General features: G+C 65.3%; 17 protein-coding genes. 8 read left to right on the top strand and 9 right to left on the bottom strand.

The features are described from left to right. The first annotated feature begins 24 nt into the window (after positions 1–24). Positions 25–2106 (top strand): DNA gyrase/topoisomerase IV subunit B, encoded by a 2082-nt coding sequence (locus E3O19_RS11970; protein WP_134567877.1) that lies wholly within the window; start codon positions 25–27, stop codon positions 2104–2106. Here the strand turns inward: E3O19_RS11970 and E3O19_RS11965 are convergent. Beyond that, entirely contained in the window at positions 2103–2843 is a 741-nt protein-coding gene (locus tag E3O19_RS11965; RefSeq protein ID WP_134567875.1) for an SDR family NAD(P)-dependent oxidoreductase, read from the bottom strand. The two genes, E3O19_RS11970 and E3O19_RS11965, sit on opposite strands and share 4 nt — an antisense overlap. A 68-nt stretch (positions 2844–2911) precedes the next feature. After that, positions 2912–5386: a DNA gyrase/topoisomerase IV subunit A gene (locus tag E3O19_RS11960; protein WP_134567873.1), complete on the bottom strand. Its 2475-nt coding sequence runs from the start codon at positions 5384–5386 to the stop codon at positions 2912–2914. 92 nt (positions 5387–5478) lie between these two features. On the opposite strand from E3O19_RS11960, the gene E3O19_RS11955 reads away from it, so the two are divergent. After that, positions 5479–6621 carry an alkaline phosphatase family protein gene (locus E3O19_RS11955; RefSeq protein ID WP_174776934.1) on the top strand — a complete coding sequence of 381 codons (1143 nt, stop codon included), beginning with the start codon at positions 5479–5481 and terminating at the stop codon, positions 6619–6621. Between the two features lie 45 nt (positions 6622–6666). On the opposite strand, the gene E3O19_RS11950 is transcribed toward E3O19_RS11955, so the two are convergent. After that, positions 6667–7263 (bottom strand): DUF3043 domain-containing protein, encoded by a 597-nt coding sequence (locus E3O19_RS11950; protein WP_338145097.1) that lies wholly within the window; start codon positions 7261–7263, stop codon positions 6667–6669. Between the two features lie 37 nt (positions 7264–7300). On the opposite strand from E3O19_RS11950, the gene E3O19_RS11945 reads away from it, so the two are divergent. The 5 genes from E3O19_RS11945 (at position 7301) to E3O19_RS11925 (ending at position 12581) form a co-directional block, all read left to right on the top strand. Beyond that, positions 7301–8731, top strand: a complete 1431-nt coding sequence (locus E3O19_RS11945; RefSeq protein ID WP_134567871.1) for a dipeptidase — start codon at positions 7301–7303, stop codon at positions 8729–8731. Between the two features lie 190 nt (positions 8732–8921). Beyond that, a complete protein-coding gene (gene erpA / locus E3O19_RS11940; protein ID WP_134567870.1) occupies positions 8922–9281 on the top strand; it encodes an iron-sulfur cluster insertion protein ErpA in 360 nt (119 codons plus the stop codon). 249 nt (positions 9282–9530) lie between these two features. After that, the gene (gene ctaC, locus E3O19_RS11935) at positions 9531–10418 is read left to right on the top strand and encodes an aa3-type cytochrome oxidase subunit II (protein ID WP_134567868.1); all 888 of its coding nucleotides are present in this window, start codon (positions 9531–9533) and stop codon (positions 10416–10418) included. A gap of 3 nt (positions 10419–10421) precedes the next feature. Beyond that, positions 10422–12158, top strand: coding sequence for an aa3-type cytochrome oxidase subunit I (gene ctaD, locus E3O19_RS11930; protein ID WP_134567866.1), 1737 nt, complete (start codon positions 10422–10424; stop codon positions 12156–12158). Further along, the gene (locus E3O19_RS11925; RefSeq protein WP_134567865.1) at positions 12159–12581 is read left to right on the top strand and encodes a cytochrome c oxidase subunit 4; all 423 of its coding nucleotides are present in this window, start codon (positions 12159–12161) and stop codon (positions 12579–12581) included. Between the two features lie 118 nt (positions 12582–12699). Here the strand turns inward: E3O19_RS11925 and E3O19_RS11920 are convergent, their stop codons facing one another. The 5 genes from E3O19_RS11920 to ctaE are packed head-to-tail and all read right to left on the bottom strand — an operon-like array spanning position 12700 to position 17771. Next, positions 12700–13527 (bottom strand): methyltransferase domain-containing protein, encoded by an 828-nt coding sequence (locus tag E3O19_RS11920; protein ID WP_134567863.1) that lies wholly within the window; start codon positions 13525–13527, stop codon positions 12700–12702. Positions 13528–13561: 34 nt separating this feature from the next. Further along, a complete protein-coding gene (gene qcrB, locus E3O19_RS11915; RefSeq protein ID WP_174776933.1) occupies positions 13562–15181 on the bottom strand; it encodes a cytochrome bc1 complex cytochrome b subunit in 1620 nt (539 codons plus the stop codon). Next, a complete protein-coding gene (qcrA, locus tag E3O19_RS11910) occupies positions 15178–16251 on the bottom strand; it encodes a cytochrome bc1 complex Rieske iron-sulfur subunit (RefSeq protein WP_134567861.1) in 1074 nt (357 codons plus the stop codon). Before qcrA ends, qcrB begins: the two co-directional genes overlap by 4 nt. 52 nt (positions 16252–16303) lie before the next feature. Then, positions 16304–17116 (bottom strand): cytochrome bc1 complex diheme cytochrome c subunit, encoded by an 813-nt coding sequence (gene qcrC / locus E3O19_RS11905; protein ID WP_134567892.1) that lies wholly within the window; start codon positions 17114–17116, stop codon positions 16304–16306. Between the two features lie 25 nt (positions 17117–17141). Then, positions 17142–17771 (bottom strand): aa3-type cytochrome oxidase subunit III, encoded by a 630-nt coding sequence (gene ctaE / locus E3O19_RS11900; protein ID WP_420898372.1) that lies wholly within the window; start codon positions 17769–17771, stop codon positions 17142–17144. Positions 17772–17916: 145 nt separating this feature from the next. On the opposite strand from ctaE, the gene trpD reads away from it, so the two are divergent. Then, positions 17917–18969, top strand: coding sequence for an anthranilate phosphoribosyltransferase (trpD, locus tag E3O19_RS11895; RefSeq protein WP_134567860.1), 1053 nt, complete (start codon positions 17917–17919; stop codon positions 18967–18969). Positions 18970–19043: 74 nt separating this feature from the next. Here trpD and E3O19_RS11890 read toward each other — a convergent pair. Next, on the bottom strand, positions 19044–20071 hold a 1028-nt coding region (locus E3O19_RS11890; RefSeq protein WP_134567858.1), incomplete at its 5' end, for an FGGY family carbohydrate kinase.

The raw sequence follows: 20071 nt of genomic DNA, 5'->3' as shown, positions 1-20071 counted from the left end.
AACTGATCGGTATTCTTGACAGTTGTGAGTTCTTCAGACTATTCCGCCCGCCACCTGTCGGTCCTCGAAGGGCTCGAGGCGGTTCGCAAACGCCCCGGCATGTACATCGGTTCGACCGACTCTCGCGGACTCATGCACTGCCTCTGGGAGATCATCGACAACTCGGTCGACGAGGCGCTGGGCGGATTCGGTTCCCGGATCAACATCGTCCTTCACTCGGACGAGAGTGTTGAGGTCAGGGACACCGCGCGCGGCGTCCCGGTGGACATCGAGCCCAAGACGGGGCTGACCGGAGTGGAAGTCGTGTTCACCAAGCTACACGCCGGCGGCAAGTTCGGCAGCGGATCGTATGCGGCGTCCGGCGGTCTTCACGGTGTCGGCGCATCCGTGGTGAATGCCCTGTCCGAGCGCCTCGACGTCGAGGTCGACCGTGACGGTAAGACCTGGGCGATGTCATTCCACCGGGGCGAACCCGGGATCTTCGCCGACACGGGGGAGAAGAGCCCCGACGCGCCGTTCACCCCCTTCGAGAAGCAGAGCGAACTCCGCGTGATCGGCAAGGTGAAGCGCGGGGTCACTGGAACCCGGGTGCGCTACTGGGCCGACCGGCAGATTTTCACCAAGGGGGCCGCCTTCCAGACCGAGGAACTCCTCGACCGGGCCAGGCAGACCGCGTTCCTCGTCCCCGGCCTCGCCATCGATATCGACGACAAGCGCACCACGGAGACCGTTCACGAGTCGTTTCAGTTCGAGGGCGGCATTTCGGAGTTCGTCGACCACCTCGCGACCGACACACCCCTCACCGACACCTGGCGGCTGACCGGGAACGGCAGCTTCACCGAGACCGTCCCCGTTCTGACCGACAGGGGCGCCATGGTGCCGACGGAGCTGAGCCGGGACTGCGCCGTCGACATCGCACTGCGCTGGGGCACCGGATACGACACCGTCGTCCGCAGTTTCGTGAACATCATCTCCACTCCGAAGGGCGGCACGCATCAGGCCGGTTTCGATGCCGGGCTGTTGAAATTCCTCCGCTCCCAGGTGGAGTTGAACGCCCGCCGCCTCAAGATGGGTTCCGACAAACTCGAGAAGGACGACGTGATGGCCGGCCTGACCGCCGTGCTCACCGTGCGACTTCCCGAGCCGCAGTTCGAAGGCCAGACCAAGGAAGTACTCGGAACACCGGCCGTGCGCGCCATCGTCGCGAACGTCGTCGCCCAGGCCATGAACGAGCGGTTCGTGTCCACGAAACGTGACGACAAGACCCAGGCCACGGTCGTGCTCGACAAGATCGTCGCCGAAATGAAGTCCCGCATCTCCGCGCGTGCGCACAAGGAGACTCAGCGGCGCAAGAACGCCCTCGAGAGTTCGTCCCTCCCGGCGAAGCTGGTCGACTGCCGCAGCAACGACGTGACCACGAGTGAGCTGTTCATTGTCGAAGGCGACTCGGCGCTCGGCACGGCGAAGCTCGCCAGGGACAGCGAGCACCAGGCTCTCCTGCCGATCCGGGGGAAGATCCTGAACGTGCAGAAGGCCTCCGTGTCGGACATGCTCTCCAACGTGGAGTGCGCGTCAATCATCCAGGTGATCGGTGCCGGCTCAGGGCGCAGCTTCGACCTATCTGCTGCCCGGTACGGCAAGGTCATCATCATGAGCGACGCGGATGTCGACGGCGCCCACATCCGCACCCTCCTGTTGACCCTCTTCTTCCGGTACATGCGGCCGATGATCACGGAGGGTCGCGTCTTCGCCGCGGTGCCCCCGTTACACCGGGTGGTCGTGATGAACCCGGGCAGCAAGCCCAACGAGACCATCTACACCTATTCGGAGCCCGAACTTCACGCCGTCCTCGCCGGGCTGAAGAAGGCGGGCAAGCGCTACCAGGACCCGATCCAGCGGTACAAGGGGCTCGGCGAGATGGATGCGGACCAACTGGCCACCACGACCATGGAACGCGCACACCGTACCCTCCGCCGGGTCAGGGTAGCCGATGCGGAAATGGCAGGTAAGGTTTTTGAACTCCTGATGGGCAACGATGTCGCCCCGCGCAAGGAATTCATCATCGACAGCTCGGACAAGCTCAGCCGCGACCGAATCGACGTTTAGCCGCCGGTACCGGTTTCTGGTGGGGACGGGCTTCCAGCCGGAACGGAGAATGCAGTGCTCGGCAGGTCGGCCTCATCGGCCATGATCGCGTCGACAATGCGTCGGGCGACCAGGTTGGGGGCGTGACCGGTGGGCAGTCGTGGCGCCTCTCCGGCGATCGGGTGCGCGGACAGGCCGGTTTCGGTATGCCCCGGCCTGGCGTCGAGAATCCGGATGCCGGTCCGGCGCAGCTCCCTGCCCGCGGCCTTGTCGAAGGCGGCAAGGGCGGCCTTCGACGCGGAGTAGGCCGCCAGGTTGGCGGTGGGGCTTTCGCTCACGACCCCACTCAGCGTCACCACGAAGGGACGACGCCCCGCGGCCGCGGAGTCGGTCAGTGCGTGGCGGGCGGCGCGCAACAACCGGATCGGGGCGAGCGTATTCACGGCGAAGAGCCGTTCCAGTGTTGCATCGCTCACCTCGGTCGCCGCACCGAAGGCAACGACGCCCGCGGCGTTCACGATTCCGTCGAGGCGACCATCGACATCGGTCGCCCGGGCAACCAGGTCGAGGATGTCCGCCGGTACGGCAAGGTCGGCGGTCATGATGGTCCCTGGGAGTTTCAGGGCCTCGAGCCTGCCCCGGTCCCGTCCGCTGAGGATCAATCGCGCACCGTTCTCGGCCAGCAGGCGGGCGATGTCACGACCGAGGCCGCCTGAGGCCCCAACAATCAGGATGGATGCGTCACGAAGCGAGGTCATGCGGCCACCTTAGCCGACCGTCCTGATGCGGGCCGGCTCCCGCGGCGGACAGCGCCCACGCCATCGCGTCAGCCGATCTGACTGCCGATCGTACCGATCACGGCGTCGAGCATAGTGCCGGAGGCGTCACGACGGGATCCAGACTCGGGGAGCGAACGGGGCGACCCGTCCGGGCCGACGGCGCGGGCCGGAAGCGGCCCGACCCAGGCGACGGACACCGTGTCCTCGCCCTTCAGGAAGCGGTGCGATCGCACGCCACCGGTGGCGCGGCCCTTCGCCGGGTATTCGGCGAAGTCGGACACCTTGGCGCTGCCGGGATCCGTCCCGGCGAGCGTCTGACTGCCGGTCGCGATCGTGGATACCACGGCGGACTCAGCGGCGTCCGGGGTCAGGCTGGTGAAGTAGATCACCTGGGTATCGGCCGCGAGCTTGATCCCGGCCATGCCGCCGGCCGTGCGGCCCTGCGGGCGCACTGACCCGGCCGGGAAGCGCAGGAGCTGGGAGTCGGAGGCGATGAAGACGAGTTCGTCAGCCTCGGAGCCCTGCGCGGCGCCGACGACGACATCCTTCGGCTTCAACGCGATGATCTCGAAGTCGGGCCGGTTCGCCCAGTCCCCCGGGGTGATGCGCTTCACGATGCCGAAGCGGGTACCGAGGGCGATCGCCTGGTCGGAGTCGAGGGAGACCAGGGCGAGCACCTTCTCCTCTTTGTTCGGCAGGGCAAGATAGTCCCCGATGCGCACACCCGCCGCCAACTGGATCGACGTCGGCGGCATCACAGGCAGGTCGACCGGGGAGAACCGGATGAGGCGCCCCAGGCTGGTCACGGCGCCGACCTCGGTGCGGCTGGTGGTGTCCAGGCTGGACCGGATCGCGTCGTGCTTGCTGCGACGCTGCGCCGGGACAATCCGCTCGTTCAGCTGCTCGACCTCGGCGGGAAGGTCGACCCGCGCGATCCGGCCGGTCGTGCTGAGGTAGAGCCGGGTCGGGCTGTCGGAGACTTCGAGGATCGCGGCGGTGCGCTTCGCGGCGGCGCCGGCGATGCTCGGCCTCGCCTCGGTGAGCACGGTTCGCCGCGGGGTGCCGAAGCGCTCGGCGACGGACGCGAGCTCGTCGGACACCAGGGTGCGGATGGCCTGCTTGCTGCCGAGAAGCTTCTCGAGCGCGGCGATCTCCGCGAGCAGTTGGTCTCGCTCGGTTTCCAGCTCGATCCGGGAGAACCGGGTCAGCCGGCGCAGTCGGAGTTCGAGGATGTACTCGGCCTGGATCTGGCTCAGGTCGAACACGTCGATGAGACGGGAGCGGGCCTGTTCGCTGTCGTCGCTGGCGCGGATCACCTGGATGACCTCGTCGATGTCGAGGATGGCCACGAGGAGACCCTCGACCAGGTGCAGCCGCTCCTTACGGCGGGCCAGACGGTACGCCGACCGCCGGGTGACGACCTGGATTCGGTGGCCGACGTAGACCATGAGCAGTTCACGCAGGCCCAGGGTCTGCGGGCCACCGTCGACGAGGGCGACGGCGTTGATGTTGAAGGAGTCCTCGAGCGGGGTGACCCGGTAGAGCTGCTCGAGCACGGCCTCGGGGCTGAACCCCGTCTTGATGCCGATGACGAGGCGGAGCCCCTTGGTGCGGTCGGTGAGGTCGGTGACGTCCGAGATGCCGCTGAGCTTTTTCGAGTTCACCCCGTCCTTGATCTTCTCGATGACCCGCTCCGGGCCGATGAGGTAGGGCAGTTCGGTGACGACCAGCCCCGCCTTGCGGGCGGTGATCGCTTCGACGGAAACGCGGGCCCTGGTCTTGAAACTGCCCCGACCCGTGGCGTAGGCATCCTTGATTCCGGCGAGGCCGACGATGGTGCCGCCGGTCGGCAGGTCGGGACCGGGGACGAACTCCATCAGGTCCTCGAGGGTGGCGTCCGGGTGTGCCAGCAGGTGCCGAGCGGCGCCGACGACCTCGATCAGGTTGTGCGGCGCCATGTTCGTCGCCATCCCGACGGCAATGCCGCTCGCCCCGTTGACCAACAGGTTCGGGTACGCGGCCGGCAATACATCGGGCTGGGTGAGCTGGTTGTCGTAGTTGGGCACGAAATCGACGACGTCCTCGTCGAGGTTCTCCGTCATCGCGAGTGCCGGGGCGGCCAGGCGCGCCTCGGTGTACCGGGGCGCGGCCGGGCCGTCGTCAAGCGAACCGAAGTTGCCATGGCCGTCGATCAGGGGCACCCTCAGGGTGAAGGCCTGCGCCATCCGCACCAGGGCGTCGTAGATCGCCGTGTCTCCGTGGGGGTGCAGCTTGCCCATCACCTCGCCGACCACCCGTGCGCTCTTGACATGCCCGCGGTCGGGCCGGAGGCCCATCTCGTTCATCTGGTAGAGGATGCGGCGCTGCACGGGCTTGAGACCGTCGCGCGCGTCGGGGAGCGCACGGGAGTAGATCACCGAATACGCATACTCGAGGAAGGACCCCTGCATCTCCGTCGACACATCGACGTCTTCGATGCGCTCGGTGAAATCGGCGGGCGGCGTGCTGTTTGAACGGCTCATTCGTGACTTCTGTTGAGGCGTGCTGGCTCGGGGCAGGCACTTTCGGGTGGGCGCTGAATCGTGCGGCCTGGGTCTATGTCAGAATTGGCCGGATGCCCCCCATGCTACCGGCCCGCCAATTCAGTGCCCTGCGGCTTGCCGACGTTCTGACAAGTTCCCTTTCCGCGATCCTCGACCGGCCGAACGTCCTCGGACTGCGGTCGGCCGCCCGGACCGTTGTGGTATTGGCCGATGGTTTCGGGGTCGGCCAGCTCCGGGCGCGCGCCGGCCATGCGCGCTTCCTGTCTTCCCACCTCACGAAGACCGGCGTGCTCGACAGCGTCTTCCCGGCCACGACGGCCGCGGGAATCGCCACCCTCACGACCGGCGTCGAGCCGGGGCGCCACGGCCTGGTCGGCTACCGGGTGCGCGACGTGGCACGGGACCGGGTCGTGAACCAGCTGACCGGATGGGACGACGGCATGGATCCGGCGCTCTGGCAGCGCGAACGCACGGTTTTCGAACGCGGCGCCGACGACGGGGTGCCCAGTTTCGCGATCGGGCCGAAGCGATACACCGTCTCCGGTTTCACCCTGGCCGTGCTCCGAGGTGCCCGCTACGTCGCCGCGGAGAGCCTGGCTGACCGTTTCGCGGCCGCCCGCGTGCTCCTCGACTCCGAGCCGAGAGCGCTCATCTACCTGTACATTCCTGAACTGGACATGGCCGCGCACGCGCACGGTTGGGAGTCCGCCAGGTGGCTAGCGGAGTTGGAGGCCCTCGACTCCGCCGTGGCGCGATTCGCCGCCGGCCTGAAGCGTGAGGAGGGACTGCTGATCACCGCCGACCACGGGGTCATCGACGTCCCGGCGACCAGGCACGTGCTCTTCGACACGGTTCCCGAACTCGTCGGGGGAGTGCGCCACATCGGGGGAGACCCTCGGTGCGTTCAGCTCTACCTGGAGCCGAGGCTGGCGGATGAGGCGACGGCCCTGGCCGATTCGTGGCGGAAGACCGAGGGCGAACGTGCCTGGGTGTTCACCCGAGCCGAGGCCGTGAAAGCCGGACTCTTCGGCGAGGTCGCGCCGGCGGTGCTTCCGCGGATCGGTGACGTCATTGTCGCCGCCCGTAAACTGGTCGCCTACTACGATTCGCGTGAACCGAACCAGTCGGCGCGACAGATGGTCGGCCAGCACGGGTCGCTGACAGACGAGGAACTGCGGGTCCCGCTGATCCGGCTCGGCGCGCACTCGGCGTGAGCCCAGGCACCCGTGGATCGGGCGCCGGCCCGGCGGCAGCGGCTCTCAGGCGGGGTACTGGCCGCGTTTGACCTGCGGCTTGGGCAGGCGCATCGGACGGAGCTGCAGCGCACGCATCGCGGCGTACCAGCGAACCCGTTCGGCCTTGGCGTCGCCGAACTTCGCCTTCACCTTGCGGGTGAGGGTGAAGCCCAGGACGACGCAGTCGACAACGGCGACGAGGAAGAAGGCCCAGAGTGCGAGGATGCCGTACGTCTGCACCATCGGGTCGGGGAAGAACGTCAGCAGGATGACGAGGAACATCACCGGGATCATGAACTCGCCGATGTTGAAGCGGGCGTCGACGTAGTCGCGAACGAACCGCTTCTGCGGGCCACGTTCGCGCTGCGGAAGGAACCTGTCGTCCCCGGCAGCCATGCCGAGCCTCGCGCGGTCCCTGGCCTCGGCCGCCTTACCCCTGGCCTGCTTGGCCGCGAGCTTGCGGTCATCCGGCACCAGCGGGCGCTTGTTCAACGCCTCCTGCTGCTTCCGGCTGGGCGTCGCCTGCCCCTTGCCGGACGGGAGGGCGGCCGCGAGGCGGACTTTCGTCTCCTCCACGGTCTCCATGGAGGGTTGTGCGTCTGGGTTCACAGGCTTAGCCACATCAGTTCCTTGCAATTGGTTGGCTTAAGATTACCCGATGACCGATATTCCAGAAACTGAACCGAATTCGTCGACTCCGGTCGGCGACGCCATCCGCGCGGCCGTAGAGCGGGGCCTGCCGACGACGATCGCGGACCTCTGCGCCCTCGTGCGGGTCCCGTCGGTGTCGTGGGATGCCTTTGACCGTGGCCAGGTGGCCCGGAGTGCCGAAATGGTGGCCGAACTTGCCCGGGGTCTTGGTGTGTTCGACGCCGTCGCTGTCAAGCAGGCCGGCATCCCCGGCGGCGCCGAACTGGGCCAACCTGCGGTGCTCGCCACCCGGGCTGCCCGGAACGGCCGCCCGACGGTGCTGCTCTACGCCCACCACGACGTGCAGCCTCCTGGCAACGACGGGGACTGGGACACTCTGCCCTTCGAACCGACCGTTCGCGGAGACCGGCTGTACGGGCGCGGGGCCGCCGACGACAAGGCGGGCGTCATGGCCCACATCGCGTCGATCCGCGCCCTCGTCGAGGCGGAAGGCGCGGACTTCGACCTCGGTCTTGCGCTCTTCATCGAAGGGGAGGAGGAGTTCGGCAGCAGGTCCTTTGCCACCTTCCTGGAGGAAAATCGGGAGGCGTTGCGCGCCGACGCCATCGTTGTCGCCGACTCCAACAACTGGGACATCGACACTCCCGCGCTGACGATCGCGTTGCGCGGCAATGTCACCTTCAGGCTCACCGTGCGCACCCTCGACCACGCGTCGCACTCAGGCATGTTCGGCGGAGCCGTCCCGGACGCGATGATGGCCACGGTCCGTCTCCTTGACACCCTCTACGCCGCCGATGGCTCGGTGGCCGTGGCCGGGCTGACCAGCCACGTGGCGGTCACGCCCGACTACTCGGAGGACCAGCTCCGCCTTGACACCGGACTGGCCGCTGGGGTGCAGTCGATCGGCCACGGCTCCGTGCTCAGCCGGATCTGGTCGCAGCCGTCGATCACAATCACCGGGATCGACGCGCCGACCGTCGCCAATGCCTCCAACACCCTGGCACCCGTCGTCTCGGTGCGGCTGAGCACCCGGATCGCGCCCGGCCAGTCCGCAGCGGATGCCTTCACCGCCCTCGAGGCCTACCTGCGTGAGAACGCACCGTTCGGAGCGCAGATCGAGATCGACGACGTCGACACTGGGGAGGCGTTCCTCGTCGACACGAGCGGGTGGGCCGTCACCGAGACCCGACTGGCCATGACGGAAGCCTGGGGGCGCGCTCCGGTAGATATCGGCGTCGGCGGGTCGATCCCGTTCATCGCCGATCTCGTTCGGGTCTTTCCGGAAGCCCAGATCTTGGTTACCGGCGTCGAAGACCCCGATTCGCGGGCGCACAGCCCAAATGAGTCGCTGCACCTGGGAGTGTTCAAACGGGCCGTCCTCGGTGAGGCACTCCTGCTGGGCCGACTCAACCGGAGGGTACTGCCCGAGGCTTCCTGAACCGGTCCGAACGTCGACGACCGAATCGGGAATTACGAGGGTGATTTCACCGTTTCCCTCGGTAGAATCACCGGAGAAACCCGTGCATGCCTGCCCAGGCCGGACCGCGCGGCCATACCGATTGACAACAGCGACGTAACGGGAGCGTGCCTACGCGTGAGCCGTACGGACGCGAAGTAAGAGGAGTAGCATGACCGACACCATCGCCATCACCGGCACAGCAGCCCATGGCGTGGGCCTCAGTGCCACCGCCGCCCAGAAGGTCCGCAGCCTGCTCGCCCAGGAAGGCCGCGAGGACCTGCGCCTGCGCGTCGCCGTGCAACCAGGAGGCTGTTCCGGCCTGATCTACCAGCTCTACTTCGACGAGCGGGTTCTCGACGGGGACGCCCTCGTCGACTTCGACGGCGTCGAGGTCGTCGTCGACAAGATGAGCGTGCCCTACCTCGATGGTGCGTCCATCGACTTCGAAGACACCATCCAGAAGCAGGGATTCACGATCGACAACCCCAATGCCGGTGGGAGCTGCGCATGCGGAGACTCCTTCAGCTGATTGGCCCCGCTGCAGGCGCCGTCCCCTGCCGGATCACGCACGTGAAACGCGCATGAGATGAAAGGCGCAGGTCAGACCGCCCGCGTTCCTGTCCGGTAGGGATGCTGCCTCCAAATGCTGTGACTGGGGGCGAATTCGTTACCCGTCCTGCCGCGTTGGTGCACATCCCGAGCCCTCTCGCGCAGTAGGCTGTATAACGAGAAATGCACTTCCAGTGGAGTGTCGTCGAGTCTTCCCGAAAGGTTACTGGTGCGCAAAAACCATCGTCTCCGATGGGCTGCTATTCCGATTGCAGCGTCGTTGGCCATTGTTCTGTCGGGGTGCACCCAAGCCCAGCTTCACGGCTTCCTCCCCGGCTTCGAAGAGGGTCAACCGGCGGTGACCAACCAGACCGACCGCATCGGCGGGTTGTGGACGACGTCGTGGCTCGTGCTGCTTGTGGTCGGCCTGATCACCTGGGGCCTCACCATCTGGACGGTCGTCGTCTATCGCCGTCGGAAGGGCCAGACCGGTCTGCCGGTCCAGCTTCGATACAACATGCCAATCGAGATCTTCTACACGATCGTGCCGCTCATCCTCGTGCTCGGCTTCTTCGCTTTCACGGCTCGTGATCAGATGGCCATCGAGGCGCGCTTCGCCGCGCCAGACGTGAAGATCGAGGTCATCGGCAAGCAGTGGGCCTGGGACTTCAACTACGTCAACGAAGACGTCTACTCGCCCGGTATCCAGGGCCAGCCTGACCTCAACGGCCCCAAGGGCTCACTGGTTGAGTCCGAGCTTCCCACCCTGGTGCTCCCGGTCGGTAAGAAGATCGAACTGGCGCTTGAATCCCGCGACGTCATCCACTCGTTCTGGGTCATCGATTTTCTCTACAAGAAGGACATGATCCCCGACAAGACCAACTACATGTCGGTCATCCCTGAACGCATCGGCACGTACTCCGGTAAGTGCGCCGAACTGTGCGGCGAGTACCACTCCCAGATGCTGTTCAAGGTCAAGGTTGTCTCGCAGGCCGACTACGAGGCCTACACTCAGTCGCTGCGAGTGGCCGGCAATGAGGGCCAGCTCGACAACGGCTACAAGCGGAATCAAAATCTTCCGGGCACAACCGCCCCGACGGTTCAGGAGGGCAACTAGGCCATGAGTACCACCACTGCTCCCACCGCTCCCACTGCACCGGCCCCGACTCGGCGTGTATCCGGCGTAGATCGCAAGGGCAACGTCCTGGTTCGGTGGATTACCTCCACCGACCACAAGGTCATCGGGTTCATGTACCTGATCACCTCCTTCGTTTACTTCTGCCTCGCCGGGGTGATGGCCTTGGTGATCAGGGCGCAGCTGTTCGAGCCTGGCCTGCAGGTCGTCCAGACGAAGGAACAGTACAACCAGCTCTTCACCATGCACGGCACGATCATGCTGCTGATGTTCGCGACGCCGTTGTTCTTCGGATTCGCGAACTCGCTGATGCCGCTCCAGATCGGCGCCCCCGACGTGGCGTTCCCGCGGCTGAACGCGTTCTCCTTTTGGGCGTTCTTCTTCGGCAGCCTGATCGCCGTCAGCGGGTTCCTCACCCCACAGGGAGCGGCATCCTTCGGCTGGTTCGCCTACCAACCGTTGGCGAGCACCACCTTCTCGCCCGGAGTCGGCGGCAACCTGTGGATGGTCGGCCTGGGTCTTTCGGGCTTCGGCACCATTCTCGGCGCCGTGAACTTCATCACCACGATCATCACCATGCGCGCGCCCGGCATGACCATGTTCCGGATGCCGATCTTCACCTGGAACACGATGGTCACCTCCATCCTCACGCTGATGGCCTTCCCGGTGCTCGCTGCCGCGCTCCTCGCCGCGGCCTCCGACCGGATCTTCCTCTCCCATATCTACGACCCGGCCAACGGCGGTGCCATCCTCTGGCAGCACCTGTTCTGGTTCTTCGGCCACCCCGAGGTGTACATCATCGCCCTGCCGTTCTTCGGCATCGTTTCCGAGGTGTTCCCGGTCTTCAGCCGCAAGCCGATCTTCGGCTACAAGACCCTCATCTACGCGACCATCTCCATCGCGGCGCTGTCCGTGGCCGTCTGGGCTCACCACATGTACGTCACCGGATCCGTTCTGCTGCCGTTCTTCTCCCTGATGACCATGTTGATCGCGGTGCCGACCGGCGTGAAGATCTTCAACTGGATCGGCACCATGTGGCGTGGGTCGCTGACCTTCGAGACTCCGATGCTCTGGGCGCTGGGCTTCCTTGTCACGTTCACCTTCGGTGGGCTGACTGGTGTCATCCTGGCGTCACCGCCGCTGGACTTTCACGTCTCAGACACGTACTTCGTGGTGGCGCACTTCCACTACGTCATCTTCGGCACCGTCGTGTTCGCCATGTTTAGCGGCTTCTACTTCTGGTGGCCCAAATGGACCGGCAAGATGCTCAACGAAAGCCTCGGCAAATGGCACTTCTGGATCCTCTTCATCGGCTTCCACACCACCTTCCTGGTGCAGCATTGGCTGGGAGTCCTCGGGATGCCGCGCCGGTACGCGTCCTACTCTCCGGAAGATGGTTTCACCTGGATGAACCAGCTCTCGACGATCGGTGCGATGATCCTCGCCGTTTCGATGATCCCGTTCTTCCTCAACGTGTACATCACGGCCCGCAAGGCGCCGCTGGTCACCGTCAACGATCCGTGGGGCTTCGGTGCGTCGCTTGAGTGGGCCACCTCGTGCCCGCCGCCGCGGCACAATTTCACCTCGATCCCGCGGATCCGCTCCGAGCGGCCGGCCTTTGACCTCAACCATCCCGAAGTGGCCATGGCCGTCGGAATCGGACCAGGCAAGGACGCCCCGGATGCCCCCACGTACGACGCAGCTTCGAACAAGGTGAAGTAGATGAGAGCCAACGTCAACCTGCTATGGATCCTCGCGGGGTTCTTCACCGTCGTCACCACCGCGTACGTCGTGTGGGGTCTCCTCGACCCGAAGCAGCACAGCGTCGAGTGGGCGGGAACCTTCACTCTGGGACTCTGCGCCGTGTTCGTCAGCTTCGTCGCTTTCTATCTCAGCCGGGTGCACAGCGTCCAGGGCGGCGAATTGCCCGAGGACCGACTGGACTCGAACATCGACGACGGAGACCCCGAGGTCGGTTTCTTCAGCCCGTGGAGCTGGTGGCCGATCCTTCTCGCCGGCAGCGCTGCGCTGCTGTTCCTCGGCCTCGCCGTTGGTGTGTGGATCTCCATCATCGCCCTGGGGCTGGGCGTGATCAGCCTCGTCGGCTGGGTGTACGAGTACTACCGGGGCATGTTCGCCCGGTAGACCCCTCACCATCGCCGCTCACGGCTATCCGCTTCGGCGCCCGCGACATAGTCCGGGCGTCGTTTGCGTACCTGGACGGCACCCGCGAACTTCCTGCCGCCCGGTCACACGGACCAGGTCAGTCGCGCCGACGGAACCCGAGCAACTCGACGGCGACGGTCACGGGACGCTCAGCGGACGGCTCATCGGCAAGACTGGCGGAATCCGTGTGGTGTGCTGACGGACCCATGCCGACGAGGCTGGAAACCTGGGCTGGTCTGAGGCTCAGTAGCTGGCTGGACGCCCGGCGTGATTCCAGGACGAAGTATGCGTCAAGGGACGCGGTCAGGTGAGCGCCCTTGTTCACTTGCATGCCCAGGGCCAGCCCGGCGGCCCGGAGCTCCTGCAGATGAGTCTCCTGCGGCACCACGACGGCCAGGAGGCCGCCGCTTCGGAGCGTGCGGTGGAACTCGCCGGGATTGCGCGGGGCGAAGACGTTGAGGATAACCTCGACGGCGTCGTCGCGCACCGGAAGTGGGGCCCAGACGTTCGCCACCAGGCCGTCGATCCGGTCTTGCCCGGCCACCGTGCGAGCGACCGCGACGGGGGAGAGGTCCATGCCCAGGGCACGGGCGCCGGGCAGCCTGGCCAAGACCTCCCGGAGGTAGTAACCGGTGCCACAACCGACGTCGAGGATGGTTGACGGGCCGTCCTGGACGACCAGCTCCGCGAGGCTGTCCCGGAGCGGCTCGTACCAGCCATCGGCGAGGAACGCGTCACGGGCGTTGAGCATCTCCGCGCTGTCACCGATCAGGCGTCGGGAAGCGCCGGCAAGAGAGACGTAGCCGCGTTTGTTGGTGTCGTAGGCGTGGCCGTTCGAGCATCGGAGGACGAGAGGCCCGCCAGGCTCGAGGGGCCTGAAACAGATCGGACACCGAAGCCACTCCGACATGGTCTGGAGGGACATCGATGCCCGATCTGTTGTTGAGTTGAGCCGTTGCCTAGTGACGGTCGGTGTGGGCCTGCTCGAGCTCCGCGTTGCCGACAGGTTCGATCCGATCCTCGAAGAACCAGCGTGACATTCCGGCACGGACCTTCTGCCCGGTGGTGATCTTGCCCTGGGCGTTCGGGCGAATCATCAGCGGCTTGTAGTCGGAGTAGCTGACCAGTTTCCATCGTTCGTATTCATCGATCGGCTGGTGCACCTCGATGTACTCGCCGCCGGGAAGGCGTACGATGCGACCGGACTCGTAGCCGTGCAGGACGATTTCCCTGTCCTTCTTCTGCAGGGCGAGACAGACCCGCTTAGCAATGAAGAACGCGATGAACGGCCCGACGATGGTGAGGAACTGCATCGTGTGGATGACGCCCTCCATCGTGACCGAAAAGTGCGTCGCGATGATATCCGAGGAGGCGGTCGTCCACAGCGCGGCGTAGAAGGTGACCCCGGCGGCACCGATGGCCGTGCGGGTGGGGGCGTTCCGCGGACGATCCAGGATGTGGTGCTCCCGCTTGTCCCCGGTCACCCAGGCCTCGATGAACGGGTAGATGAGCACCACGAGGATGAACAGTCCGAGCGAGACCAGGGGGATGAGGATGTTGACCGAGAACGTGTGGTCGAGCCAGACGAATTCCAGTCCCGGCGGGATCAGGCGGAGGGCACCGTCGGCGAATCCGATATACCAGTCGGGCTGGGTTCCCGCCGACACGGGGGAGGGGTCGTACGGGCCGTAGTTCCAGATCGGGTTGATCGTGAATAACGACGCCATCAGCATCACGACGCCGAAGACGATGAAGAAGAAGCCGCCGGCCTTGGCCGCGTAGACCGGGAGCACCGGGTAGCCGACCACGTTCTGGTTTGTGCGCCCCGCACCAGGGTACTGGGTGTGCTTGTGCACAACGACGAACAGCAGGTGCATCGCGATCAGCGCCACGATGATCGCCGGCAGCAGAAGGATGTGCAGCGAGTAGAGGCGCCCGACGATGGCCTCGCCCGGGAATTCACCGCCGAAGAGCAGGTAAGAGATCCAGGTCCCAACCAGCGGGATGCCCTTGACCATCCCGTCGATGATGCGCAGGCCGTTGCCGGAGAGCAGGTCATCGGGGAGGGAGTAGCCGGTGAAGCCTTCGGCCATCGCCAGGATGAAGAGGATGAAACCGATCACCCAGTTAAGCTCGCGCGGCTTTCGAAAGGCGCCGGTGAAGTAGATCCGGAGCATGTGCAGGCCGATGGCCGCCACGAACAGCAGTGCCGCCCAGTGGTGGACCTGGCGCATCAGCAGCCCGCCACGGATATCGAAGGAAATGTCGAGCGACGAGGACATCGCCGCAGACATTTCAACACCCTTCAAAGGCACATAGGAACCGTCGTATTGAACGGGGGCCATCGACGCGCTGAAGAAGAACGTCAGGAACGATCCGGACAACAGGATGATGACGAAGCTGTACAGTGCCACCTCGCCGAGGAGGAAGGACCAGTGGTCCGGAAAGATCTTCCGGCCTAACTCCTTGACCGCCGTCGATATGCTGGTGCGCTCGTCGATGTAGTTGGCGGCGACGGCCGTCAGGCCGCCGGACTTCTTGGTTTCGACCAGCTCAGTGGTCGTAGTTGTCGTGCTCAATTCCGCTCCCAGAAACTCGGTCCGACGGGTTCAGTGAAATCGCTCTGTGCAATGAGGTATCCCTCAGAGTCTACCGCGATGGGCAGCTGGGGGAGAGGGCGTTTTGCCGGTCCGAAGATGACCTCACAGTGGTTCGACACGTCGAACTGAGACTGGTGACAGGGGCAGAGTAGGTGGTGGGTCTGCTGCTCGTACAGTGCGACCGGGCAGCCGACGTGCGTGCAGATCTTGGAGTAGGCGACGATCCCGTCATACGACCAGCCCTTACGCTCCGGCAGTTCGTTGAGGTCTTCGGGCTTGAGCCGCATCAGAAGAACGGCGGCCTTGCCTTTTTCTTCCAGCCGGCCGTGCTCGAGGTCCTGAAGTCCCTCCGGGATCACGTGAAAGGCGGATCCCAGGGTGATGTCGGATGCCTTGATCGGAGTGCCGGTCGGGTCCAGGGCCAGACGTGTTCCTTTCTTCCACATCGTGTGGCTGAGAAGGGCAGCCGGGTTGTCGTCCTGCGGGCCGAGGCCGCGGAACAGCACGACTGCGGGAAGCGGGAAGGCGATGAGCGCACCGATGAGGCTGTTGCGGATCAGGGTGCGACGCCCGATACCGGACTCGGAACCGGCTTCCTGAAAGATCTCGACAGCCCGCGTGCGGGTCTCGTCCGAGCCGCGAACGGGATGCCGCTCGTCGATGCCCTCATGGTCGAACATCAGGGCCTTGCCCCAGTGCACGGCCCCGATTCCGATAGCCATCAGCGCCAGGGTGAGGCCAAGGCCAATGAAGAGGTTGTTCATCCGAACGGAACCCGGGTCTTCCGGGACGATGGGGAAGGCCATGTACGCGGCGATGGCGAAGACACTGCCCACGATCGACAGGTAGAACAGCGTGTACACGGTGCGCTCTGCTCGGCGCTCGGCGCTTGGGTCCAGGTCTGTCACGCGAGGGCGGTGCGGCGGGAAGCCCGGGTTGGCCACGGCATCCCGTACGACGACGGCAGTGCCTGCGGGAGCTCCCTCATGCCCGACGCCCGACGAGTCAGCAGCGGCGAGGTCCTTTCCGCTGTTATCGTCCTTGGCCATTGTTCTCCTTCATCGGCAGTTTCATATGCAAGTTATTCGAGACCGTAACCGGTCAGTTTGATCTCGCCGTGATCCACACGGTCAGCGCGACGATCGCGCCAAGGCCGAAGATCCAGAGGAAGAGTCCCTCGGATACCGGTCCGAGCGAACCAAGCGCGTAGCCACCGGGAGAAGGGTTGTTCTCGAGGTACTTGAGGTACGTGATGATGTCGCGCTTGCTCTCGGGGGAGATGTTCATGTCGTTGAAAACCGGCATACTCTGCGGGCCGGTGACCATCGCCTCGTAGATGTGTTTGGAGGTGACCCCATCGAGCGAAGGTGCGAACTTTCCCTGGGTAAGGGCGCCGCCCGCGCCGGCGACGTTGTGGCACATCGCGCAGTTGATGCGGAAGAGTTCGGCGCCCTTGGCGCTGTTGCCCTTTGCGTCGAGGAGGTTGGAATCCGGAAGTCCCGGGCCGGGGGCGAGGGAGGACACGTAGGCTGCGAGCGTGGCGATTTGCTCGTCCGTGAATTGGACTGCCTTCTTCTGCGCCTGCGGTCCGTCCATCTGCAACGGCATCCGGCCCGTGCCCACCTGGAAGTCCACCGATGCGGCGCCGACGCCGATCAGGCTCGGACCGCTCCCGGTGCCCTGCGCGGCCAGGCCGTGACAGGTCGCGCAGTTAGCGGCGAAGAGCTTCTTGCCCTCACCGATCGTCTGCTGCGAGGTTGCGCTGGTTTCGGCGTTTGCCGTGCTGGTGCTGAACGCAGCGTAGGCCCCGCCCGTGAAGAGGAGGCCGATCGCGATGAGGGCGACGCTGGACAGAGGGTGGCGGCGGCCGGACTTGCGCCGACCGGCACTCTTGGGCTTATTGATCGTGGTCATTTGTGCGTATTCCACTTTCGGATGTCTATTTGAGAACGTAGATGACGAGGAACAGGCCGATCCAGACGACGTCGACGAAGTGCCAGTAGTAGGACACGACAATCGCGCTGGTGGCCTCCTTGTGGCCGAAGTTCTTGACAGCGAAGCCGCGACCGATCACGAGCAGGAACGCGAGGAGTCCGCCGGTGACGTGGATGCCGTGGAACCCGGTGGTGAGGTAGAACGCAGATCCGTACGCGTTGCTGGAGAGGGCGACGCCCTCGGACACGAGCGTGGCGTACTCGAAGATCTGGCCGGAAACAAAGATCGCACCGAGGGCATAGGTGAGGAAGAACCACTCGACCATGCCCCACTGGCTTGGCTTCCAGCCCGTAGACCTGGCCTGGAGTCGCTCGGCGGCGAATACCCCGAACTGGCAGGTCACGGAGGACGTGACCAGGATGAGCGTGTTCACCAGAGCGTAGGAGAAATTGTGTTTCTCCGTTTCGAACTGCCACAACTCCGGCGACGTCGATCTGAGGGTGAAGTAGATCGCGAAGAGCCCGGCGAAGAACATCACCTCGCTGCCGAGCCAAACGATGGTGCCCACAGCCACGCTGTTGGGCCGATTGACCACGGGAGCAGTGGCTGAATAGGTAATTGAAGGGCTCGTCACCCTTCTATTATGGCCGATATTCGACGGGGTTTTGCTCACCAGGGCGTCCCTGTCCTCCAAAAACCCGAATGACCACCCGATTGGAACAAAGACGCCCCCGGGGCACCAATTCGGGTGGTCGGCGGATCTCGCTTAAGATTGTTCCATGCTCGATTTCCAGTCCTGGCCCAATGTGATCAGTGCCCTCCTCGCCGGCGAGGACCTGAGCGTGTCGGATGCGGCGTGGAGCATGGAACAGGTGATGCGGGGGGAGGCAACTCCCGCCCAGCTCGCGGGATTCCTCGTTGCGCTTCGCGCCAAGGGGGAAACGGTCGACGAGATCGTCGGGTTCCGTGACGCCATCCTCGAGCACGCGGTGCCATTGGCCGTGAACCCGATGGCCCTGGACATCGTCGGAACGGGCGGGGACCGCTTCGGCACCGTCAATATCTCCACCATGGCTTCAATCGTCTGTGCCGGGGCCGGGGTGCCGGTGATCAAACACGGCAACCGGGCTGCGAGTTCCGCGTCCGGGTCCTCCGACGTGCTCGCCGCACTAGGGATCGACCTGACGCTCTCGCCCGACAAAGTCGCAGCCATCCTTGACTCCGCAGGAATCACGTTTGCCTATGCGGCGGCCTTCCACCCGGGATTCCGTCATGCGGCAACGGTTCGGCAAGAACTGGGGATTCCCACCGTCTTCAACTACCTCGGTCCGCTCTGTAACCCGGCGCGCCCGGAGGCATCGGCGGTGGGGGTGGCCAGCCTCGATCGGGTTCCGCTGATCGTCGGCGTCTTCCAGACCCGGGGCGCAACGGCCCTCGTCTTCCGTGGAGATGACGGCCTCGACGAGCTCACCACGACGGGCCACAGCCACGTGTGGGAGGTGTCGCGCGGCCTCGTGACCGAGCACGACATGGATCCGCGGGAGCTGGGCATCAGACGCTCGGAGGTCAGCGACCTGGTTGGCGGCGACGCCGAACACAATGCCGTCGTCGTTCACCGAATGCTGTCCGGCCAGGAAGATGCGGTAAGGGACATCGTCCTGCTCAACGCTGCGGCCGGTCTGGTTGCCTTCGACCTCGCCAACGATCCCGCCCAGGCCCAGGTGAACATCCTCGACCGATTCCGCATGAAAATGGCCGTTGCCGCTGAGACTGTCGACTCCGGTGCGGCCACGGCCAAACTCGCAGAGTGGGTGGCGGCCAGCCGACTCTGACCCGGCTGGGCAGCCACCGACGTTCCGGCGGCTGCCCTGCTGCTGTTGGCCAGCGGCTGCTGTGACTTCCTGGGCTAGACGACGTCCTCGTCAACCCAGCCGAAGGTCTTGGTGACGGCCTTCTTCCAGTTGCGCAGCTGCCGGTTTTTCTCCTCTTCACTCATCTTCGGTGTCCACCGGCTGTCCTCCTGCCAGTTGGCGCGGAGCTCGTCGAGGCTGCTCCAGAAACCGACCGCGAGGCCGGCCGCGTAGGCAGCGCCGAGCGCGGTGGTTTCCGCGACCACCGGGCGCACGACCGGCACCCCGAGGATGTCGGCCTGGAACTGCATCAGCGTGTTGTTGGCGATCATGCCACCGTCCACCTTGATCTCCGTCAGCGGAACCCCGGAGTCCGCGTTGACCGCATCCAGCACCTCGCGGGTCTGGAACGCCGTCGCCTCGAGCGCGGCACGGGCGATGTGGCCCTTGTTCACGAAGCGGGTCAGGCCGACCAGGGCGCCGCGGGCATCCGAGCGCCAGTACGGCGCGAACAGGCCGGAGAACGCGGGCACGAAGTAGGCGCCGCCGTTGTCGTCCACGGTCTTGGCCAGGGTCTCGACCTCCTCGGAGCTGCTGATCATGCCGAGGTTGTCGCGCAACCACTGCACGAGCGCCCCGGTGACGGCGATCGATCCCTCCAGCGCATAGTGCGGCGCGTCGGTGCCAAGCTTGTAGCCCAGNGTGAGCAGGCCGTTCTTGGAGTGCACGATCTCGGTGCCGGTGTTGAAGATGAGGAAGTTACCGGTGCCGTAGGTGTTCTTCGCCTCGCCCTGGTCGAATGCGGCCTGGCCGAAGGTCGCGGCCTGCTGGTCACCGAGGATGCCCGCGATCGGCACCTCGCGGAGCAGACTGTGCTCATTGACGATGCCGTAGACCTCGGAGGAGGAACGGATCTCGGGCAGCATCGAGCGGGGCACATCGAACGCGGCGAGGATGTCGTCGTCCCACTGGAGAGTCTCCAGGTCCATGAACATGGTGCGGCTGGCGTTGGTGACGTCGGTCGCGTGCACGCCGCCCTCGAGCCCGCCGGTCAGGTTCCAGAGCACCCACGAGTCGGTCGTGC

Source organism: Cryobacterium algoritolerans (assembly GCF_004402785.1).
In the GTDB taxonomy this organism is placed as follows: Bacteria; Actinomycetota; Actinomycetes; order Actinomycetales; family Microbacteriaceae; genus Cryobacterium; species Cryobacterium algoritolerans.
The sequence above is the reverse complement of the archived record's forward strand: the minus strand, read 5'-3'. Positions and strand labels throughout refer to the sequence as shown.

Coding starts and splice junctions, on each gene's coding strand:
- qcrC (WP_134567892.1), bottom strand. CDS start 17,116: ATGACCACGATCAATAAGCCCAAGAGTGCCGGTCGGCGCAAGTCCGGC.
- E3O19_RS11945 (WP_134567871.1), top strand. CDS start 7,301: ATGACCGATATTCCAGAAACTGAACCGAATTCGTCGACTCCGGTCGGC.
- E3O19_RS11965 (WP_134567875.1), bottom strand. CDS start 2,843: ATGACCTCGCTTCGTGACGCATCCATCCTGATTGTTGGGGCCTCAGGC.
- ctaD (WP_134567866.1), top strand. CDS start 10,422: ATGAGTACCACCACTGCTCCCACCGCTCCCACTGCACCGGCCCCGACT.
- E3O19_RS11960 (WP_134567873.1), bottom strand. CDS start 5,386: ATGAGCCGTTCAAACAGCACGCCGCCCGCCGATTTCACCGAGCGCATC.
- trpD (WP_134567860.1), top strand. CDS start 17,917: ATGCTCGATTTCCAGTCCTGGCCCAATGTGATCAGTGCCCTCCTCGCC.
- E3O19_RS11925 (WP_134567865.1), top strand. CDS start 12,159: ATGAGAGCCAACGTCAACCTGCTATGGATCCTCGCGGGGTTCTTCACC.
- erpA (WP_134567870.1), top strand. CDS start 8,922: ATGACCGACACCATCGCCATCACCGGCACAGCAGCCCATGGCGTGGGC.
- E3O19_RS11920 (WP_134567863.1), bottom strand. CDS start 13,527: ATGTCCCTCCAGACCATGTCGGAGTGGCTTCGGTGTCCGATCTGTTTC.
- qcrA (WP_134567861.1), bottom strand. CDS start 16,251: ATGGCCAAGGACGATAACAGCGGAAAGGACCTCGCCGCTGCTGACTCG.
- E3O19_RS11955 (WP_174776934.1), top strand. CDS start 5,479: ATGCCCCCCATGCTACCGGCCCGCCAATTCAGTGCCCTGCGGCTTGCC.